The sequence below is a fragment of the Jiella mangrovi genome, assembly GCF_017815135.1.
GTDB lineage: Bacteria > Pseudomonadota > Alphaproteobacteria > Rhizobiales > Rhizobiaceae > Jiella > Jiella mangrovi.
Genome location: NZ_JAGJCF010000001.1, coordinates 316,431 through 334,980 on the forward strand (window position 1 = coordinate 316,431; position 18,550 = coordinate 334,980).

General features: G+C 60.6%; 17 protein-coding genes, 1 tRNA gene and 2 pseudogenes. 11 read left to right on the top strand and 9 right to left on the bottom strand.

The genetic code is table 11. The annotated features are described in order from the left end of the window. Positions 1–262: 262 nt before the first annotated feature. From J6595_RS01410 to J6595_RS01420, 3 genes are read left to right on the top strand one after another with little or no spacing between them, the layout of a single operon-like run. A complete protein-coding gene (locus J6595_RS01410; protein ID WP_209592668.1) occupies positions 263–676 on the top strand; it encodes a very short patch repair endonuclease in 414 nt (137 codons plus the stop codon). After that, positions 673–1,833, top strand: coding sequence for a DNA cytosine methyltransferase (locus J6595_RS01415; RefSeq protein WP_209592669.1), 1,161 nt, complete (start codon positions 673–675; stop codon positions 1,831–1,833). The genes J6595_RS01410 and J6595_RS01415 overlap by 4 nt, the downstream gene beginning before the upstream one ends. Next, positions 1,830–2,522, top strand: a complete 693-nt coding sequence (locus tag J6595_RS01420; RefSeq protein WP_209592670.1) for an Eco29kI family restriction endonuclease — start codon at positions 1,830–1,832, stop codon at positions 2,520–2,522. The genes J6595_RS01415 and J6595_RS01420 overlap by 4 nt, the downstream gene beginning before the upstream one ends. Positions 2,523–2,637: 115 nt before the next feature. Here J6595_RS01420 and J6595_RS01425 read toward each other — a convergent pair whose 3' ends face one another. Together J6595_RS01425 and J6595_RS01430 are read right to left on the bottom strand one after the other, a co-directional pair. Then, positions 2,638–3,303 carry a hypothetical protein gene (locus J6595_RS01425; RefSeq protein WP_209592671.1) on the bottom strand — a complete coding sequence of 222 codons (666 nt, stop codon included), beginning with the start codon at positions 3,301–3,303 and terminating at the stop codon, positions 2,638–2,640. Beyond that, a complete protein-coding gene (locus J6595_RS01430) occupies positions 3,275–4,210 on the bottom strand; it encodes an ArdC family protein (protein WP_209592672.1) in 936 nt (311 codons plus the stop codon). Before J6595_RS01430 ends, J6595_RS01425 begins: the two co-directional genes overlap by 29 nt. Before the next feature lie 468 nt (positions 4,211–4,678). On the opposite strand from J6595_RS01430, the gene J6595_RS01435 reads away from it, so the two are divergent. From J6595_RS01435 to J6595_RS22910, 4 genes and pseudogenes are all read left to right on the top strand, one after another. Continuing rightward, entirely contained in the window at positions 4,679–5,758 is a 1,080-nt protein-coding gene (locus J6595_RS01435; protein ID WP_342453060.1) for a S1/P1 nuclease, read from the top strand. A gap of 416 nt (positions 5,759–6,174) precedes the next feature. Then, on the top strand, positions 6,175–6,552 hold the full coding sequence (locus J6595_RS01440) for a hypothetical protein (RefSeq protein WP_209592673.1): 378 nt from the start codon (positions 6,175–6,177) through the stop codon (positions 6,550–6,552). Between the two features lie 667 nt (positions 6,553–7,219). After that, positions 7,220–8,971: a peroxidase family protein gene (locus J6595_RS01445; RefSeq protein ID WP_209592674.1), complete on the top strand. Its 1,752-nt coding sequence runs from the start codon at positions 7,220–7,222 to the stop codon at positions 8,969–8,971. A gap of 727 nt (positions 8,972–9,698) precedes the next feature. Continuing rightward, positions 9,699–10,673 (top strand): annotated as a pseudogene (locus J6595_RS22910) (recombinase family protein); the annotation flags it as partial. 541 nt (positions 10,674–11,214) lie between these two features. On the opposite strand, the gene J6595_RS01460 reads toward J6595_RS22910, so the two are convergent. Beyond that, positions 11,215–11,291, bottom strand: a tRNA-Arg gene (locus J6595_RS01460). 220 nt (positions 11,292–11,511) lie between these two features. Between J6595_RS01460 and J6595_RS01465 the strand changes: the two genes are divergently transcribed. Both J6595_RS01465 and J6595_RS01470 read left to right on the top strand, forming a co-directional pair. Then, positions 11,512–12,090 (top strand): DUF1499 domain-containing protein, encoded by a 579-nt coding sequence (locus J6595_RS01465; protein ID WP_209592675.1) that lies wholly within the window; start codon positions 11,512–11,514, stop codon positions 12,088–12,090. A gap of 157 nt (positions 12,091–12,247) precedes the next feature. Then, on the top strand, positions 12,248–13,141 hold the full coding sequence (locus tag J6595_RS01470; protein ID WP_209592676.1) for a DMT family transporter: 894 nt from the start codon (positions 12,248–12,250) through the stop codon (positions 13,139–13,141). 36 nt (positions 13,142–13,177) lie between these two features. Here the strand turns inward: J6595_RS01470 and ureG are convergent, their stop codons facing one another. The 3 genes from ureG to J6595_RS01485 are packed head-to-tail and all read right to left on the bottom strand — an operon-like array spanning position 13,178 to position 14,988. After that, on the bottom strand, positions 13,178–13,810 hold the full coding sequence (gene ureG / locus J6595_RS01475; protein ID WP_209592677.1) for an urease accessory protein UreG: 633 nt from the start codon (positions 13,808–13,810) through the stop codon (positions 13,178–13,180). Then, positions 13,807–14,535, bottom strand: a complete 729-nt coding sequence (locus J6595_RS01480; protein ID WP_245197524.1) for an urease accessory protein UreF — start codon at positions 14,533–14,535, stop codon at positions 13,807–13,809. The genes ureG and J6595_RS01480 overlap by 4 nt, the downstream gene beginning before the upstream one ends. A 9-nt stretch (positions 14,536–14,544) precedes the next feature. Then, positions 14,545–14,988: an urease accessory protein UreE gene (locus J6595_RS01485; protein ID WP_209592678.1), complete on the bottom strand. Its 444-nt coding sequence runs from the start codon at positions 14,986–14,988 to the stop codon at positions 14,545–14,547. Positions 14,989–15,262: 274 nt separating this feature from the next. On the opposite strand from J6595_RS01485, the gene J6595_RS01490 reads away from it, so the two are divergent. Beyond that, positions 15,263–15,712 carry a putative pterin-binding protein gene (locus J6595_RS01490; protein ID WP_209592679.1) on the top strand — a complete coding sequence of 150 codons (450 nt, stop codon included), beginning with the start codon at positions 15,263–15,265 and terminating at the stop codon, positions 15,710–15,712. Continuing rightward, the gene (locus J6595_RS01495) at positions 15,709–16,887 is read left to right on the top strand and encodes a GGDEF domain-containing protein (protein WP_209592680.1); all 1,179 of its coding nucleotides are present in this window, start codon (positions 15,709–15,711) and stop codon (positions 16,885–16,887) included. Before J6595_RS01490 ends, J6595_RS01495 begins: the two co-directional genes overlap by 4 nt. Before the next feature lie 143 nt (positions 16,888–17,030). Here J6595_RS01495 and yacG read toward each other — a convergent pair whose 3' ends face one another. The 3 genes and pseudogenes from yacG to infA form a co-directional block, all read right to left on the bottom strand. Beyond that, entirely contained in the window at positions 17,031–17,228 is a 198-nt protein-coding gene (yacG, locus tag J6595_RS01500; protein WP_209592681.1) for a DNA gyrase inhibitor YacG, read from the bottom strand. Between the two features lie 281 nt (positions 17,229–17,509). After that, positions 17,510–18,127: pseudogene (locus J6595_RS01505) on the bottom strand (Maf-like protein); the annotation flags it as partial. 16 nt (positions 18,128–18,143) lie between these two features. After that, complete coding sequence (gene infA / locus J6595_RS01510) at positions 18,144–18,362, bottom strand: translation initiation factor IF-1 (protein ID WP_019994787.1); 219 nt, start codon at positions 18,360–18,362, stop codon at positions 18,144–18,146. Positions 18,363–18,550: the final 188 nt, after the last annotated feature.

Here is an 18,550-nt window from a genome sequence, read left to right on the forward strand (position 1 = left end):
AAAACATCCCGTCAAATTAATAGCCCGACAGATCGCCGCCTTACAGCCTCCCATCTACACGCACTCGAATCTAATCCGTTGACAGCGGAAGAAACCGTCATGTTCGAGATGTTTGAACGTAAAGGTTGGGCCGATGCGCGTCGCCGCGCATACATTCGAAATCTAGTCTGTCCCTGTAGCATCGCCGGCTAGGCGCGAGATCGAGTTGTCAGTCTGGAGCCCGGTGAACCACGAAACCCTAAACTCTTCCGCCTGAAACGCATTGGACAGTCTCACACCTCAGCAACGCAGCAAACGCATGAGTCGGGTCAGGGGCAAGGACACGCGCCCTGAGATGTCGATTCGAAAACTTGTGCACGGCATGGGCTATCGTTATCGCCTGCATCGAAAGGACCTTCCAGGCTCGCCGGATTTGGTGTTTCCATCGCGTTCGAAAGTCATTTTCGTGCATGGATGCTTCTGGCACCGTCATCCAGACCCCGATTGCAAGCTTGCCCGCATGCCCAAGTCAAAGCTCGAGTTCTGGGAGCCGAAACTCAGTAAAAACCGAGTGCGAGACGTCGGTAACGAAGAGAAATTACGTAATATGGGGTGGGAATGCTTGGTGATTTGGGAGTGTGAAATTCGAAACACCGCTTCTCTTCGTGAAAAGATCGTGGCATTCTTGCAGACATGAGATCGATAGAATTATTCGCCGGCGCCGGTGGACTTGGGATAGGCCTTCACGAGGCTGGATTCCATCCCGTTAGTGTAATCGAGTGGGATCGGTATTGCTGTGATACGATTCGGGAAAACAGCGAGCGGGGGATCGGGGCCGTCGCTGGGTGGGACCTGACCGAAGGCGACGTTCGTTCAGTCGATTTTCGCCCTTTCGAGGACAGTCTGGACTTGGTCTCCGGCGGCCCGCCCTGCCAGCCGTTCTCCGTCGGGGGAAGACATCGGTCTTATAATGACGCGCGGGACATGTTTCCCGAGGCGATCCGTGCCGTCCGCCAAACGCGACCAAAAGTCTTCGTCTTCGAGAATGTTAAAGGCCTCACGCGCACGACGTTCCGAAACTATTTCGAGTATATAAGACTTCAACTTGAACACCCCGACATACATTCCCACGTCGACGAGACGTGGGCCGATCATTTGTCTCGGCTTGAACGCCACCATACGAGCGGCGTCCGTAAGGACCTGCATTACCGTGTTGTTACCCGCGTATTGAACGCGGCGGATTACGGCGTTCCGCAGCGCCGCGAAAGGGTCCTGTTCGTTGGGTTTCGTGATGATCTCGACATCGAATGGGCTTTTCCCCAGGGCACTCATTCGGTCGACGCACTTTTGTGGGATCAAACGCGAGGTGATTATTGGGATCGCCACCGTGTCTCCGCAAAGGATCGCGTGCTCGGCCCCCGCATGCGCGAGCGTGCAAATCGGTTAGTAGAGAAGCCTCAAGGATTAGCTTGGCGTACCGTTCGAGATTCAATTCACGACCTTCCGGACGCCGAACATGACCCCGATGCCGCCGCTCGCGTACCAAATCATCGCTTCCAACCAGGAGCGCGATCTTATCCAGGACATACAGGGAGTCCGCTCGACGAGACCGCGAAGACCTTGAAGGCGGGGGTACACGGCGTCCCCGGTGGCGAGAACATGCTGTTACGCCCCGATGGCGCGGTGCGCTATTTCACGGTTCGCGAAAGTGCGCGGTTGCAGACTTTCCCTGACGAATTCCGCTTCCATGGCTCATGGAGCGAAACCATGAGACAGCTCGGAAATGCCGTGCCTGTTCAGCTTGCTCGGACAGTCGGAGAGAGCGTGGCACGCCATCTGGAGTCGGCAGCATGACAAAGGGGAAATCTTACAATCCCCTCGACAAGATCAACATCGCCAAGAGCATCGAGACTGAGCTTCTGAAGCGTGATCCGCTCGCCCTCTCCGCCGTGGACAAGATTGCCGGAGCCGGCATGTACGTCATCTACTATACAGGTGATTTTCCTGCCTATGCGCCACTGGCCCAAGCTAACAAGGATGGCGGGCTGCAACGGCCAATTTATGTTGGCAAGGCAATTCCAAAGGGCGGACGCAAAGGGGGCCTCTCGAAGGACGTCGCCGCTGGCGGAAGGGCTCTTGCCGACCGGCTTCGTCAGCACGCCTCGTCCGTCTCGGAAGCCGATAATCTTGAGTTGGCGGATTTTTATGTACGCCATTTGGTGGTGGATGATATTTGGATTCCGCTTGGCGAGAATATGTTGATCGAAACGTTCAAGCCGGTCTGGAACCGTGCGATTGACGGATTTGGTAACAAGGACCCTGGCCGTCGACGGTCTACGCAGTACAAATCGCCATGGGATGTGCTGCATCCCGGCCGCGCATTCGCCGAAAAACTTGCCGAAAGCCCCTTAACGCAAGAATTCTTGTTGCAACGGGTTGAAGATTATTTCGCGGATCGGCCTCTCGAAAAGTTACCGAAGGCCGTTGCACGTCAGCAGGCCGAAGAAGAAAAAGAAGACGAGGAGGCCGCCGACGAGGCTTGATCGAGATACGCCGCGTCGCGGCCGCGATTCAGCCGGAGATGGACCACGAGCGTGACGACGCGGACCATGAGCCGGACCGGTCGGTCCGGCGCGATTTTTCCTCGGATCGCCCGCTCTACGCCTTCCGGTAATCCGGCAGGATAGCCACCGGTTTCCCCTTCAATTCCTTCTCGACATACGCGGCGATGACCTTCTCCGCGAACGTGTCCGGCGTCAGGCCGGGGGCGGGCTCGGCATGAATCCCCAAGAAAGTGCGATAGCCGGTCTGCGAAATGAAGGGCCTGTTCCAGTCCACGGCATGGGCGGCGAAGCCGGGCCATGTGGAGAATCCAGCTCCAATCCCGAACAGCCCGCTCATTTCAATGCGGGCGCGGATGCCGTGGGTCTCGATAATAAAGCTGCCCGTCTGGCCCCAGAGCGGCACGGTGCCGTCCTGCGACGCAGTCAGCCGTTCGAGCCTGCAGCCGGGCGCATCCGGCCCAGCGAGAATGCCGGGCCCGCCGTCGTTGAGCTTTTCCGCGAGACGGTGCGCGTCGCCACGAAGGCGCAGGGCTTCGTCGATATCGGCGGCCAGCATCGCCGCGTGGTGCGCAGCGATGAGATCGAAGAGATAGGGAACGGCGGCCTCCATGGAGCCGGGCAAATGCCCGGTCTCCCGTTCGAATGCGGCCTTGCGGTTGGTTTCGGCGGCCTCGGCGAGAAGTTCGTCGAAACCGAGTTGCGGGGCAGTGTGGATTGTCATGGCCGTCCCCTTACGCCGCTGCCTGCCGCGGCACGGCACCGGCCTCGGTGTCCTCGTCGCCTTCTTCGCCCGCCGCGCTGAACGCAACCAGATAATCAGCGGCTTTCTGCGCATGGGCGGCAGCGGTGAAGATCGCCCGGCTGTCCTGTTTCAGGACCTTGAGCCAGTGGCCGATATAGGCGGCATGGTCTTCCCGCACTTCCGGGGTCAGTTTGAGATCGGCACAGAGAAACGCCGCGCCAAGCTCGGCAACGAGTTCCTCGGCGGCATAGCCCGCATCGCCCCAGCGCTTGCGGCCCAGATCACGGTCCAGCCGGTCCTTGTGCTTGGTCCAGTGGGTGGCCTCATGGGCGAGCGTGGCATAGTAGCTTTCGGCATCCCGAAACGCCTCGAAAGGCGGCATCTGGATGTGATCGGTCCCGCCGCAATAATGCGCGGAATTCCCGCCATGCCGAATGTCGGCGCCGGTCGCGGCGAAGAAGGCGTCCGCTTCGGCGTTGCGCTCGACCGGATCAAGCTGCGGGCTCGCCAGCTGATAGAAGCGCTCCGGCAGGCCTTCGATCTGCTCGGTATTAAACACGGTATAGCCCTTCATGAAGGGAATATCCCGCTCGGTCTCCTCGCCGCTCTTTTCGTCCGTCTCGGTCTTGGAAAAGGTGCTGGCATAGACCACCGGGCTGCCCCGCTCGCCTTTCTTCACATGCCCGCCCAGCTCCTGCGCCTGTTTGAAGGTCATCCAGATGGGAGCCGCGAAGCCTTTGGTCACGGCCTCCGACCACAGCATGATGATGTTGATGCCGCGATAGGCCTGCCCGTTTGCCCGCAAGGGCCTCGTAATCCGCCCGGCGGCATGCTCGCCGCTCCATGGCTTCATCCATGGCCGGACGCCCTGTTCCAGCTCGGCAATGATGTGATTGGTGATCTTCGAATAGATGTCCTGTTTCATGGGATGCCCGCATTTCGGTGCAAGGGTTGTCGCTACCGGCGAAGCCCACCCCGTCCGAAGGACGGAACAGTCTCGCGCCTGAACCCCTGCCCAGCGGCGAGCGACCCGAAAAACCCAAAAGCAAAGAGACGCGCGCTTGCGCGCGGCCACATTCGGGGCGTTCGATGGAATTCCGGGGATGGGTCAACGGTCTTCTCGGGAGACCGTTAGGCGGGCTTGGCGAGGGACGAGCCCTAGTCCCGCCTTACGGCGGAAGGCCGTTGACCCACAGCGAAGCGTCCCCGGATTTCATGTAAGCTGGAATGAGGGGTTCCCGGCGTGTGTAAACGCGCCAAAGACAAAAGCCGGGCACCGCCAAGGGCGGAGACCGTCTATCTTCTCTCCCTGCCATGTGATCGTCACCGACAGGCCGAAACCGCCTCTTTCGGCGGGTTCGGTGGAGGCGGCCCGCCGCCGGAATAGAGCGCGGTGCGCCAAAGGCGCAGGCAGCCCAACGACAAATCTTCATCCGCCATTCACGCGTATGCGAATTGCGCCCGGATTGCCCTTTTGGGTTGTTGGTGCGATTCTCGCACCTGCTTCGGAGAACATCGGGAGGAGATCATGCCGAGACGTTTGACAGCCTTGTTCGCAGCGGCGGCTTTTCTCTGCCCCGGTTCCGCCATGGCCTGGTGGGATGGCGGCCATATGCAGATCGCGGCGGTCGCCTACGACCGCCTGTCCACCGATATCCGGGTCAAGGTTGATGCTCTGATACGCCTCAATCCGGATTATGAACGCTGGGTGGCAGGCGTAAGGGGCGATCTGGCCGCACAACACGCCTTCGTCCGCGCTTCGGTCTGGGCTGACGATATCAAATCGGATTCCGCCTATACGCGAAGCGGAGACCGGCCGGATGGTCGGCATGCCGACCGCAATGCGGGCTATTACGATCATCTCGTTCACGACTACTGGCACTACAGGGACGTGGGTTTTTCGCCCGACGGAACAGCGGTCGACGACCCCGATCCGGTCAACGCCCTAACCCAGATCAAGCTCCTGACCGAGGGCCTGTCGGAGGCCTCCGGCCTACCTGACGGTGTGCGGTCCTATGATCTGGTCTGGCTGCTCCATCTGGTTGGTGACGCGCACCAGCCGCTTCACGCGACGGCCCGCTTCACGGCCGTCGATTCCAACGGCGACCGGGGCGGCAACGATGTCGATGTGATCGATGCAACCGGCGTGACCATGAGCCTGCATGCCTACTGGGACAGCCGGTTCGGTGGCTATGTCACACCGCAGGGTGCCATCCGCGATGGCCTGAGCGATCAACGCACGAAACTGCCGGAACCCGATGCCGCCCGCGCGACCATCGCCGATCCGGAACAATGGTTCGCGGAAAGCCGCGATTTCGCAATGCAGTTCGCATATGCCGCGCCGGTCGGTCCCGCCAAGGGGCCTTACAAGCTCGACCGGGAATACGAGACGAAGGCGCGCGATGTCAGCCGAGAGCAGGCCGCCGTCGCCGGAGCGCGGCTCGCCAATCTGATCACCGCCGCTCTGAAATAACCCGCGCCGCCTCAGTCCGGTGTCATCGCCATGATCGCCTGCGTGCCGTCGAAGACTTCGACGAGCTTCGCGAACCGATTGCCTTCGAAGGTCCACCAAGGGCTGACCCAGGTATGAGCGACCTTGCCGGTGGCCTTCGCGCGAACCCTCGCGACCGAAACACGGCGACTTCATTGTCTTGTTCGATGAAGGTCTGCGGCTCATAGGAGAGCGGTTCCCAATCCCGCTCCATGGCGTCGAAATAGGCGCCAATCTCCTCGCGTCCGCGATAGACGACCGCGATTGAAACGGGAGGTTCGGACCTCTCGGTCTGCAGGGAATGGAGAACCGGGTTATCGGCGGCGAATTCCAGCTAGACATTGCGGTCCGTGCCGCAACAATCCACCCAGCATTGAAAGGCATGCCGCAAGATCGCAATGCGCTCGCTCTCGGCAATCATTTCCTCCCAGGCTCGCCCGACCAAAGCGTACAACCACAGGGGAACATGCGCCACGCAATTCTCGAACCGCGCCTCACGGCTTCAGGTAGCGTGTCGCGGTGTCGGGCTGGTGCCGATAGCCGGTATCGTCTTCGATCCGGCGCATCACGGCATTCCAGTGCTGCGCGCGCTCGGCATCGCCGCGATCACGGCAGGCTTGCCGCCGCTCCCGCGCCTTGATCCAGGCGGCCTGTGGCAGCTCGCCACTCAGGAGCACGGCGGCATCGCGAACAACGTTCGCGCCGGGCGTGCGTTTGAAGAAACGAACAAGGACGTGCAGGAGCGATCCAAACAAGGTTTCGGCGATCCGCTTTGAAGAACGATGCCGCCACTATAGACCAACAGTTAGGCCGGGGTATCGAGGGAGTCGGCACGCCCCTTCGATCGATGGGGTGCCGGGGAGAGCCGACATCTCACCCGGCTCGATGGGGTCCAGGGGAAACGCGAAATCTCCCCTCGGTCATGGGGTGTCGGGGAGCTGGAACGCGCCCCGACTGGCGATGCAACGGCCAGACGTTGCGATGGTGCAGGAGACGGTTCAATGCCGGTTCATGCACCAAAAGCCGGGGGGATGGAACGGGGGCGCGCAGCGGGCCCCCTTCCCAAGATGGTGCGGCGTATTACGCCCGCACACATCTTGCATCACGGGTCTTCCGACCACAGTTCGCATCGCGAGGTCTTCAGACTACGACTCCCTTGGCGGACCTCCGAAACCTAACCGGATACCCTTACATCGGTCTAACGCAAGCGCTGAACTCGAATCCTCGTAGAGTTTCAGCGAGTGACCACTTGCAAGTCCAAACCACGTTATAATTGTAACATTACCTTATTGCCGTCAGCTCGAATAGCCAGAACATCGACTCTCATACTCAAAAACGGTTACCGGCGCTCCGGAAATCTCCGCCACTTACTTGAACACGCAGAAAATGTGTGTTTCCATATCTCTCACAGCCGTTGAAAAACGGTGCGCGGGAGGTTGTTAGATGCTTTTCTTTATGCACCACGGACGAGGCTCACGTTCCGAACGCTCGGAAAGAGAGACTTGGGATTCAGGCGCTCATCGGTGCAGAAGGAAAGATGCCACCGCAGACTGCGACCCGGATGGAAATCCCTTTGGCTATTTGTTTGATGCTGAAGATACACCAACACACACTGCAAGTCAGATTAAGCAGCTTGCAAACGAAATCACGGCCAACGCGGTTGAGCCAGCGGAACGTGACAGCAACCTCCCTCCCGTCTTTACATATCTGTCGCAATTCATTGATCACGATTTAACTGCTAACACGGATCGAGATACGAGTTTATCTGAGATTGGTCCGGAAGATGCGGATCTGACGCCGCTACCGCGAGATAAGGTTTTGTGTTTTCTTGGAAACTTACGCAAAGGATCGCTTGGGCTTGATAGCGTATATGGGGACGGTCCCGAACTGTCCCTCACGCCGGAGCAGCAAGAAGTTGTCCAAAAACTACAAAGCGCGATGCGATGGATGAGTGGACCTTTTGTAGGGAAGCTCCGATTGGCTCGACCCGGCTCGAAAAGCCATCAAGGCGCGGTAGACATTCCACTCCCAGCAGACGACGGCATACAAGCGGCCGATCTGCTGCGGCTCGGCAACATTATTGGTGAATTGATTAGCGCAGATGACCTTCGCAAACTGCCAAACGAAATGGCCAAGATTTTCTTCGTAGATGAGACCCTGAATGAGCCTCAAAAGGCGAGAGCAATCATTGGTGACATGCGCAATGACGAGAACTTGATCGTTGCGCAACTTCAAACTGCTTTTATACGACTCCACAATGTTATTGTGGACTGGTTACGCTCCCAGGGCATGGCGGAAGACGACCTGTTTAGTGAGGCGCGGGAACTTGTTCGCTATCACTATCAATGGTTAGTTCTTAATGTTTTTCTACCCACCATTTGCAATAAACATATAGTTCAGCGAGCAATAAACAACGCGGCCCCGCTATACACGCAATTCCTTAAGCAATTTGATGGTGTGAGCCATGCCTCAATGCCTATGCCATTGGAGTTCTCCGTAGCCGCCTATCGCTATGGACACTCAATGATACGTGAGAGCTACGATTACAATCGAAATTTTGGACTGGAAGCGAACGCTGCACCCGAACTTACATTCAGGGAAGCATTCCAGTTTACAGGCGGTGGCGGCCTCAATGGTGTAAACGACGGTAATCTCCCCGCCGATCTGCTCATTGAATGGGTTCGATACGTAATGCCAATAGCAAGTCAGCCCCAGCCTTCCGGAAAAACACCAAGACGTGCAGCCCGCAAAATCGACAGCCACCTCAATTTTGAACTTAATAATATGGTCAACGAAGAAAATGTTGGGGTTTTTCAGAGATTAGCTGAGCGAAATCTACGCCGTGCACAACGACTTAATGTAGGGACCGGGCAGCAGTTATTCAAAGCGCTGGGTTCGAGTGCATATTCGGACTTAATTGAAGCAGTTGATACGTCCGAAATTATGCCACCTTTCGACAATCAAACTCCGCTTTGGCTATACGTCCTAAAAGAGGCGGAGAAAAAGGGTGGTGATCGACTAGGATCAGTCGGTAGCGCTATCGTGGCCGACACGTTGGTTGGACTTGTGATTAACGATCCGAAGTCATATTGGCAAGTGAAAGGCTCTCAATGGCACCCCCGTGATGGAGCGAAGCCTAACGGATTCGAGCTTTCTTCTCTGGAAAATCTATTTTGCGCCACCGGACAAATTTAATCCCGAAATGAGCGTTCATTTCAGTTTGTGTAGAAAAGCGTTGGGCGCGTACAATGACATGGGATTTTCTTTAATTTTTAGAAGTGTGCTTTCGAGATGGCGGAATACCCGACGGTGACGCCCCTCGTCAAAGCGCATCATATTTCGTGCGTTGCATTTTGTGAAGAAATCCCTTGACGCTAAGCGAATATTTTGGGATAATAATCCTGCATACGCCAATAGTGCGTTTTTTCACTCGATCGCATTCGCGATTGGTGGTAATTATCCTTAAATAAATTCAGCTGCGGGTAACGTGCGCTTTCTGCGCCGGCTGAACGGCGCATTGCAGCTGTATTTTCGCTGCACGATTCACCACCGATTCGGCGAACATCTCGAAATTGCAACTATAGTACGGGACGTGGACGCTATTGCTGCGTTCGCGAATTGGTTTTCGTCATGCCTCCAGATTTCAACAAGTACCGAAAATATGTCGATCGCTTCGACCTGCCCGCCGACGCCCAGCAGGAACTTGTCCTAACCGTCTGGCGGATCATGGAGAACTTTGTCGATCGAGCCTTCTGCTTCGATCCGACCCAACAAGTCCGCGCTGGCTGGGTCGACAAAGATGCAAATAGGGCCCAGCCCATGTTAGAATTCCGGCAGGAACATCAGCCAAAAGGGAAAACCGTTTCCGGCACGTTTAGGCGAGCCTCCGCCGTACATTGTCGGACCAAGGAGGAATAGTGCCATGAACGATGCGAAGGCTCAGAAAGCCGTAATCTATGTCCGTGTTTCAAGCATGAAGCAGGCGACACAGGGCGACGGCCTCGCATCGCAGGAGACCCGGTGCCGGGAATATGCCCGCTACAAGGGGCATAAGGTGATATCGGTATTCAAGGACGATTTCAGCGGTGGCATGGTCGACCGTCCCGGCATGAAGGCCATGCTGGCCTTTCTGCGGCAACACAAGAAGATCGGGCGCCATGTCGTCATCATCGACGACATTAGCCGTCTGGCTCGTGGCCTCGACGCGCACCTACAACTCCGCACGATGTTAACGGAGGCCGGCGGCAAACTGGAGAGCCCCTCCATCGAATTCGGGGAGGATTCCGACAGCATTCTCGTCGAAAATCTTCTGGCCAGTGTTTCGCAGCACCAGCGTCAGAAGAACGGTGAGCAGACCCGGAACCGCATGCGGGCGCGGGCCTCGAATGGATATTGGGTGTTTCAGGCGCCGGTCGGCTATCGCTATGACCGATCTTCCGGGCACGGCAAGGTGCTCGTCCGTGACGAGCCTCTGGCCTCAATTGTCCAGGAAGGTCTGGAAGGTTTCGCCTCGGGCCGCTTCGCAAGTCAAGCCGAAGTGAAGCGGTTCTTCGAGCGCTATCCCGCGTTTCCGAAAGATCGGCGCGGCGTCGTCCTGAATCAGCGCATCGCGGACGTCCTAAACCGCGTCATATATGCCGGTTATGTCGATTTGCCGGACTGGGGCCTGCGGATGATCCCTGCCAAGCACGAGCCGCTGATCAGCCTTGAAACTTTCAACGCTATCCAGACGCGGCTAAAAGGGCCGGTCAAGATCATGGCGCGGGCCGATGTCCGCGAGGATTTCCCGCTGCGCGGTTTCGTCACCTGCGGCTGCTGCGGCAACCAGATGACCTCCTGCTGGTCGAAAGGCCGGCACCGGCGCTATCCATACTACATGTGCTTCAACAAGGACTGCGCGGAAAACCGTAAATCCATCGCCCGCGACAAGCTCGAAGGCGAATTCGAAGCGCTCCTGAAAGAGCTGACGCCATCGGAGAACCTGTTCACGATGGCTTTTGTAATGTTCCGCGACCTCTGGGCAGCGCGGATTGAGTCGTCGAAGGCACATGCCGCCTCGATGAAGAAGGAGCTGACGCAAATCGAACGGAAGGTCGAGCAAATGCTCGACCGGATCGTCGATGCGTCGAGCGACACGATTGTCTCGGCCTATGAGAAGCGCGTCCATGAGATGCAAATTCGCAAGGCCGAACTGGCCGATCGCATCAAGGATTGCGGTCGGCCAATACAGGGGTTCGACGAAACTTTTCGAACCGCTTTTGCCTTTCTCGCAAACCCTTGGAATCTCTGGACTTCCGACCGTCTTGAAGACCGGCGGGCTGTCCTGAAACTGGTGTTTGCGGAAAAGCTCCCCTACCACCGGGAAGAAGGTTTTCGAACCGCGAAAACCACCTTACCATTCAATATGTTAGGGGATATTCGCCTGGGAAAGTATGAGATGGCGCACCCGACAGGATTCGAACCTGTGACCTCTGCCTTCGGAGGGCAGCGCTCTATCCAGCTGAGCTACGGGTGCAGGCCGGCGCGGGGCGCCGGTAAGTCAGCCGTGGTTCCCTACCCTATCTGCCGGCGCGCGGCAAGGGAGGCAGCGGCTTCGAAATCGAGAGCCGCTTTTGAGGAAGGTCCGGCGCCTTGTCGTTGCAGCGGTCTGGGACGGACGGGGCAGGTACGGGAGATATCGGGGAACCGGGATGATCGGGCGTCGTTCAGCAGATGACCGATGAAAGCCCCTCCCAATGCCCTTATTCTCCAAAGACAAGACCACCGCCAGAACTGCCGCGGCTCTTGCGGCCGGGGTTGGTGTCGCCCTGATCGCCGGCTTTGCGATCGCCGGCCCGAAGCGGATCTGGAGCTGGACCGCCGGGCCGGCGGATCAGGGATCGGTCGACTTTGCGACACTGAAGCGGCGATCCGCGCCCAATGATTCTCTTGCCTGCTCGCCCGGCGTCTGCCGCGAGCCGGTCGATTTCGACCTTCCGACTTATGGCGTTTCCGCGGAGGCGCTGATGGGACGGCTCGATCGCGTCGTCGAGGCGATGGGCGATGTCAGACGGGTCGATGACGGACGGGACGCCCGTTACCGGCGCTATGTCTTTCGATCCCGCATCCTGAAATTTCCCGATACGCTCGACGCGAGGGCCTTCGGTGTCGGGGGCGGGACGACCGCGCTCGCGCTCTATTCGCGTTCGCTCCTTGGACGCGGTGATTTCGGCGTCAACGAAAAGCGCCTGCGCGCCATCGCATCGGCTCTCGCGGCTCCGTCCGCCGTCGAGGGATCGAGCGATCGCCAGACCGGCCGGGCTGTTTCCGGCTGACGGTTCGCATGCGCCGCGCGGCGCGGGTGGCCTCGCCACTTGCGGTCCGACGGGCATGCGGCCGGTTGGGATTTTGCGGACGGCTTGCCTATCGCCGCGGGCGAAAACTTTCTATGGAAGGCGCTCCTTCCACCAGACGATCCGCAGAACCCCGCCCGTGACCCGCTTTCGCGCCAATCTTCTCCTTCTGTCGGCCGGGGCGTTGTGGGGCATGGGCTTCATTGCCCAGTCGACGGCGATGGACGAACTTGGACCCTGGGCTTTCACGGCCGCAAAATTCGGCCTTGCGTCCCTCGCCCTCCTGCCGCTCGCCGCTGTCGAGGCACGCCGCGCCACGACGTCCCTTCCCATGCGGACGTTTGCCGGTTTCTGCCTCGTCGGCGGGGCGATCTTTCTGGCGGCGATCGCGCAGCAGATCGGTATCGTCACCACGACCGTCACCAATTCGGGCTTTCTCACGGGCCTTTACGTCGTTCTGACGCCGCTGCTGTGCCTTGCCCTTCTGCGCGAGCGCCCGCACTGGATCGTCTGGCCGGCGGCCTGCGCATCCTTTGCCGGGATCGCGCTTCTGGGCGGCGGCAGCCTTTCGGCGTTAAACACGGGCGATCTGTGGACGATCGTCAGCGCCATGTTCTGGGCGCTGCAGATCATGCTTCTGGGACAGTTCGCGGCCTCGTCCGGCCGGCCGTTCACCCTCTCCCTCGTCCAGTTCGCCGTCACCGCCGTCGCCGCGACGATCGGCACCCTCGCCGTGGAGGAGCCGACGGTCGCGTCCCTCGCCGGGGCCTTGCCGGAGATCGTCTATGGCGGAGTCGTGGCGACGGCACTCGCCTTCACGCTCCAGGTCTTCGGGCAGAGCCATACGACGCCGGCACAGGCCTCGATCCTCCTGTCCTCCGAAGCGGTCTTCGCGGCGCTCTTCGGCGCGATCTTTCTCGCCGAGCGAATCGGCCCAATCGGCTATTTCGGCTGCGGGCTGATCCTGTGCGCGATGCTTGCCGTCGAACTGGTGCCGAAGCGGGAAGACACCGAAGCATCGCTCGAAACGTGACGGCGCAGCGCGCCGCTCCGGTTCAGGCCATGCAAGTCACGCGGCCGCGTCGATCTTCGCCAGCCCGCCGGTCGCCACGAGGAAATCGACGATCTCGGCGACGCCCTTTCCCCGCGAAAGATCGGTGAAGATGGTCGGGCGCGCTTCCCTGCCCTTCGCCGCATCCTGTCTCATGCGCTCGAGATCGGCGCCGACATGAGGGGCGAGATCGGTCTTGTTGACCACCAGGAGGTCGGATCGTGTGATCGCCGGTCCGCCCTTTCGCGGAATGTCCTCGCCCTGACAGACGGAGATGACGTAGATCGACAGATCGACGAGATCCGGCGAGAAGGTGGCGGCGAGATTGTCGCCGCCCGATTCGACCAGCACGAGGTCGAGGTCCTTATGCCGCTGGTTGAGATCGCGAATGGCGGCGAGGTTGATCGAGGCGTCCTCGCGAATGGCGGTGTGCGGGCAGCCGCCGGTCTCGACGCCGATGATCCTGTCGGCGGACAGTGCCTGCAGACGCACCAGCGCCTCGGCATCCTCCTTCGTATAGATGTCGTTGGTGACGACGCCGATCGACCAGGCCGCGCGCGCGGCCTTGCAGAGCTTTTCCGTCAGGGTCGTCTTGCCGGAGCCCACCGGCCCGCCAATGCCGACCCGCAGCGGGCCGTGTTTTGAAGTCATGACCGAAAAAGCCTCGTGGCGAGTGTTTCATGTCGCATTGCAGCGATGTCCGAGACTATTGCGGCAGACCCCAGATCGTCCAGCGTCGAAACGCTCGCCCGCTCGGCGGTCTCGACGATGGTCGGCATCAGATCGCGGATGATGACCACCCACTCGCTTTGACCAAGCGGGACGAGGCGCACGGTTGCGGAGACGAGAGAGCTTGCAAAACTCTGGGCGTAGCCGACCAGCGAGGGCGATAGAGGCAAGCCCGCAAGCGCCGCTACGGCGCCGGATGCGACCGGCAGCGGTGCCGTATCGGCGTCGCCGATACCGGCCTTCGGCATCGACGCGGAGCCGGTCCAGGGCGAGGCGGCGGCCAGGAACGCCGCCCCGAGACTCATCATCTCGTGGCGCCGCTCGGCGCTGCCGCAAAGCGCCGTCGCGAGCGTTGCGAGCTCTTCGAGCGCCACCGCATCCTCGTTCTTCACCGCTCGATGCGCGAGCGACATCAAGACGAGATCGTTCCAGCCGCTGCCGCGCGAAAGCAGGACGGCGAGCCAGTCGCGCACGTCCCCTGCCGTTTGCACCCGCCCTTCGGCGACGGCCGCCTCGAGCCCGTGGGAAAAGGCGAAGCTTCCGATCGGAAAGGCCGCGGAGAAGAGCGTCATCAGGGTTGCGAGATCGGCATTGGCCGTGACGGGCGGTGCGAAAGCGGCGGGTCGGGCCGCGTCGGTTTCACGCATCGCGACGGCTCAGTGCTCGTGATGGTGGGAATGGTAGGCGCCACCCTCGGGATCGAAGGCCGCCTCGATTTCCCGGACATCACCGCCGAGCCCCTCCACCATGCTCCTGATCACGGGGTCCTGGCGGATGACCAGCCGATCCTCGAAGATCTGGGCAGCCAGGTGCCGGTTGCCGAGCTGCCAGGCGAGTGCCACCAGATGGGCCGTGTCGCGCCCCCTGATCTCGTAGAGCGGCTCGGGCTTTGCCTTGACCAGGATGCGCTGCCCGTTGTCCAGGAGGATCGCGTCGCCATCGCGAAGCAGGGTCGCCTCGGACAGATCCAGCAGAAAGGCGATGCCGCCGTCCGATACCATCGCCATCCGGCGGCGATGGCGGGATGTCTCGTCAAGTGTGATCGTGTCGGCCTCATCCGACCACGCGCCGCGCCGCAGAACACTCGTTCCAACGATCATGACAATGCCTTTCGATGCCGATTGACGGCGCAAACCTCAGGAATATCCGAAATCGCAAGATAGGACCGATGGCGGGAGAACGAAAGCAAGGGCTCGCCGATCGTTTGGTTTGCAACACAAAATCTGCCCTATCGTTAGATGCGAAACGAAATCTTATGCCAACGGCTGGATACTGACTGCTGACGAAGCTGCGTGAGGGGAGCGCAAGACAATGACCTGCATCGACCGCCGGACTGCGCTTGTTGGACTATGTGCCGTTTCGTTGTACCCGCGCATGACCATCGCAGGCAGTCTTGGCGGTATCGACGATCCCGCCACCAAGGTCGTCGAGATAACCGACAACAGCGGCAGGAGCATGTCTTACAGCCGCAACGATCTGCTTCAGATGAGGCAAACGCGTTTCAGGACGGCAGCTCCGTTCATGCAGCCGGCCAGCCTGATGGAAGGTCCGTCCGTCGCAGAACTCCTCGATGTCTTCGCGCCCGGCGAGAGCTTCAGGCGCATCGAGATCGCGGCCCTCGATTCCTATGTCGCCACCGCGGACGTCACGAAGCTCGTCGCGGATGGGGCCATCATAGCCGTCAAGCGTGACGGAGCGCTGCTTCCCATCGCGGACAAAGGCCCGGCTTGTCTGATCTTTCCCTTCGACGACAGACCGGCCTTGAAGGACAAGCGCCATTACGGCCTGTGCATCTGGCAGATCGTGGAGATCCGACTGTCATGAGCAGGCGCTGGTGGAACGCCATTCGCGGTCTCGACCGCGCAACCACGTCGCTGTTGCTTGCCACCGCCGCGCTTGCGCTCTTTGCCGTCGTGACGAGCCTGCAGATCCAGCGAAGTCAGCGGCAGATCGTCGAGGTCTCGCACTACGATCTCGCCTATGTCTACACGCGCACGCAGATCGAGGTGCTTCGGCTGCAGAGCGCGATCAGCGACGCACTTCTCAGGGGAACGAGCGCAAGAGCGCCGAAGCTCAGATGGGCCATCGTCAAGAGCCGGGTCTCGACGATCCCGATCTCCTTCGGCCCGATCGACGTTCCCGAGGCCGTGGTTGCCCGCCGCAATCTCGATCGGACGCTGGACACGATCGAGCCGCTCATCGCGACCATGACATCAAAAGACGCACTCGAGGCCATGCAGCGCCTCGATCGCTGCGTTCAGGAGTTCACACGGCTGACCGCGATCGCCAATATCCGGCAGACGCAGATCTTCGCGCGCGAGCAGGAGGTGCTGTCGCGGGCCATGTTCTGGCTCAGCGCCAATCTTCTCTTGCTTTGCCTGATCGGGTTCGCGCTCCTGACCCTGATCTTTCAGCGAAAAAACCATCTCAGGCAGGCCGCTCTGACGGATGTTTTGACCGGCTTGCCGAACCGGGCGGCCATCCAGATCTTTAGACCGTCGAAAGGGTGGCCTGCTGCGATGGCCTTGGCGCTGGTCGATGTCGACCGCTTCAAACAGGTCAACGACCGGCTCGGCCATGCTGCCGGAGACAAGCTGTTGCGCCAGCTGGCGGACACGATGAGAGCGCAGATGGGCGATACCGCCTTTGCAGCGCGTCTCGGCGGGGACGAGTTCGTGCTGATCTTCACCGGAAGCGACGCAAGGCAGACGGCGCAGGGCCGGTGCGCCGCGATCGAGCGGGCTTTTCGTCGAAGGGTGGCGGCGACACAGTTCGCGGACGTGACGCTCAGCATCGGCATCGCCGAAGGTGCCGTGGCTTGCGCGGCCGACATCACGGCGCTCATGAACCGGGCCGACGATGCAATGTACGTCTCGAAGCGCGATGGCGGCGACGGGCAATCACTCTTCGCCCATGGCAAGCGGAGGGATGGGGCGCGCGAAGAGTGCGCCCCGGCCGATGACGGTTCGCTTGTCGTCGGAGGCCACCTTGCCTGTTGATCGGAAAAGACGCAGACCGGCTTTGCGCTCCAAACCCGCTGGAACAGCCAGGCGACGACAATGATCACTCGGCCGATCGGACGCCATTCACCGCCCGATCTGAGCACGCTTCCGCGATAACAGCCGGTTGCCGGCTCTCCGCCTCAGCGCTCGTCGTTGTCCGTCGCTTCGTCGAGGCCGGGGCCCGGAATGACGTAGCTCCCGGAAAGCCAGCGGTTGAGGTCCACGGCCTTGCAGCGCGGCGAGCAGAAGGGAAAGGTCTCGCGGTTCGAAGGGCGAGAGCATTCGGGACATTTGCGGGTGGGCCGCATCGGCGTCGGGCGAGAACTGTCGTCGCTCATCGTTCATCCGTCTCCAGCTTGTCGAGCCGAGGGCCCGCCTCACCGTTCCCGGTTGTTGTGTCGGTCCCTGCCGGCACGCTGCGAGCGTCGCGGCGTGGCTCCTCGTCGGTGCCCGCGTCCGGCTCTGGCAGAGGTTCGACGTCGTCGGCTCCGGGCTCGCCCTCGCCTTCGTCGCCCTTGCCTTCGTCACCGTCATCCAGCGCGCTGTCATCGAAGCGCGAGTCTTCTTCTACGGGATCTTGCGAGGCCGCAGCGGCCGCGTCGTCGTCGTCGATTGCCATGCGCGGCTCGCGCCACGTCGCATAAATATCGTAGCCCTCGCCGGCAAGCAGAGCGAGGGTCTCGGCAAGCGGCAGGCCGACGACATTTGTATAAGACCCCACCAGCCGCACGACGAAGCTGCCGGCCAGACCCTGGATGGCATAGCCCCCTGCCTTGCCGCGCCATTCATCGGAGGCGACGTAGCTCTGGATGTCGAGCCGCGACAGACGCTTGAAACGCACCCGCGTCTCGATCAGCCTCTGGCGCAGGGCGCCCGTTGGGCCGATGACGCAGACCCCGGTATAGACCCGGTGGGTGCGGCCGGAGAGCGATCTCAGATTGGCCAGTGCATCGTCGGCGAGTTCGGCCTTCGGCATGACCTGGCGGCCGACCGACACGACCGTGTCGGCGCCAAGGATCGTGGCCGGACCGTAGTCAAGCTCACGGAGCCTGCGCGCCGCGACCTCGGCCTTTCCCTTGGACAGGCGCTTGGCGAGCGAGCGGGGATGTTCGCCCTTGTGCGGCGTCTCGTCGATGTCGGCGGGCATCAGCCGGTCCGGCTCGACACCGGCCTGCTGCAGAAGCGCCAGACGCCGCGGCGAGCCGGAGGCGAGGACCAGACGTTGGGAAGTGGCCATCCGGAACGCTTGGGGCTTACTTGAATCGGTAGGTGATGCGACCCTTGGTCAGGTCGTAGGGGGTCATCTCGACCAGCACCTTGTCGCCCGTCAGGACGCGGATGCGGTTCTTGCGCATGCGCCCTGCGGTGTGTGCGATGATCTCGTGGTCGTTCTCGAGCTTGATCCGAAATGTCGCATTCGGCAGGAGCTCGGTCACGACGCCCGGAAATTCGAGAACTTCTTCTTTTGCCATACGCTCTTTGATCCTAGACTTCGTTCTGCTGCGGCTCGCGTCAGCGGCCGCGCGTCGGTGCGATGGTCGGCTCGGCAGCCGCGACAACGCGTTGATATTGCATTTCGTCGAGACGGCGGGCGAACCGGCGAAGGAAACTCCTCCGGACTCATCCCCGCAGGTCGCCAGAAAGCCGTGTTCGCGCCACG

Bases quoted from the DNA above. Each gene is read 5' to 3' on its own strand.
- J6595_RS01415 (WP_209592669.1), top strand. From the start codon at position 673: ATGAGATCGATAGAATTATTCGCCGGCGCCGGTGGACTTGGGATAGGC.
- J6595_RS01420 (WP_209592670.1), top strand. From the start codon at position 1,830: ATGACAAAGGGGAAATCTTACAATCCCCTCGACAAGATCAACATCGCC.
- J6595_RS01430 (WP_209592672.1), bottom strand. From the start codon at position 4,210: ATGAAACAGGACATCTATTCGAAGATCACCAATCACATCATTGCCGAG.
- J6595_RS01440 (WP_209592673.1), top strand. From the start codon at position 6,175: ATGCGCTCGCTCTCGGCAATCATTTCCTCCCAGGCTCGCCCGACCAAA.
- J6595_RS01445 (WP_209592674.1), top strand. From the start codon at position 7,220: ATGCTTTTCTTTATGCACCACGGACGAGGCTCACGTTCCGAACGCTCG.
- J6595_RS01465 (WP_209592675.1), top strand. From the start codon at position 11,512: ATGCCCTTATTCTCCAAAGACAAGACCACCGCCAGAACTGCCGCGGCT.
- ureG (WP_209592677.1), bottom strand. From the start codon at position 13,810: ATGACTTCAAAACACGGCCCGCTGCGGGTCGGCATTGGCGGGCCGGTG.
- J6595_RS01480 (WP_245197524.1), bottom strand. From the start codon at position 14,535: ATGCGTGAAACCGACGCGGCCCGACCCGCCGCTTTCGCACCGCCCGTC.
- J6595_RS01485 (WP_209592678.1), bottom strand. From the start codon at position 14,988: ATGATCGTTGGAACGAGTGTTCTGCGGCGCGGCGCGTGGTCGGATGAG.
- J6595_RS01490 (WP_209592679.1), top strand. From the start codon at position 15,263: ATGACCATCGCAGGCAGTCTTGGCGGTATCGACGATCCCGCCACCAAG.
- J6595_RS01495 (WP_209592680.1), top strand. From the start codon at position 15,709: ATGAGCAGGCGCTGGTGGAACGCCATTCGCGGTCTCGACCGCGCAACC.
- yacG (WP_209592681.1), bottom strand. From the start codon at position 17,228: ATGAGCGACGACAGTTCTCGCCCGACGCCGATGCGGCCCACCCGCAAA.
- infA (WP_019994787.1), bottom strand. From the start codon at position 18,362: ATGGCAAAAGAAGAAGTTCTCGAATTTCCGGGCGTCGTGACCGAGCTC.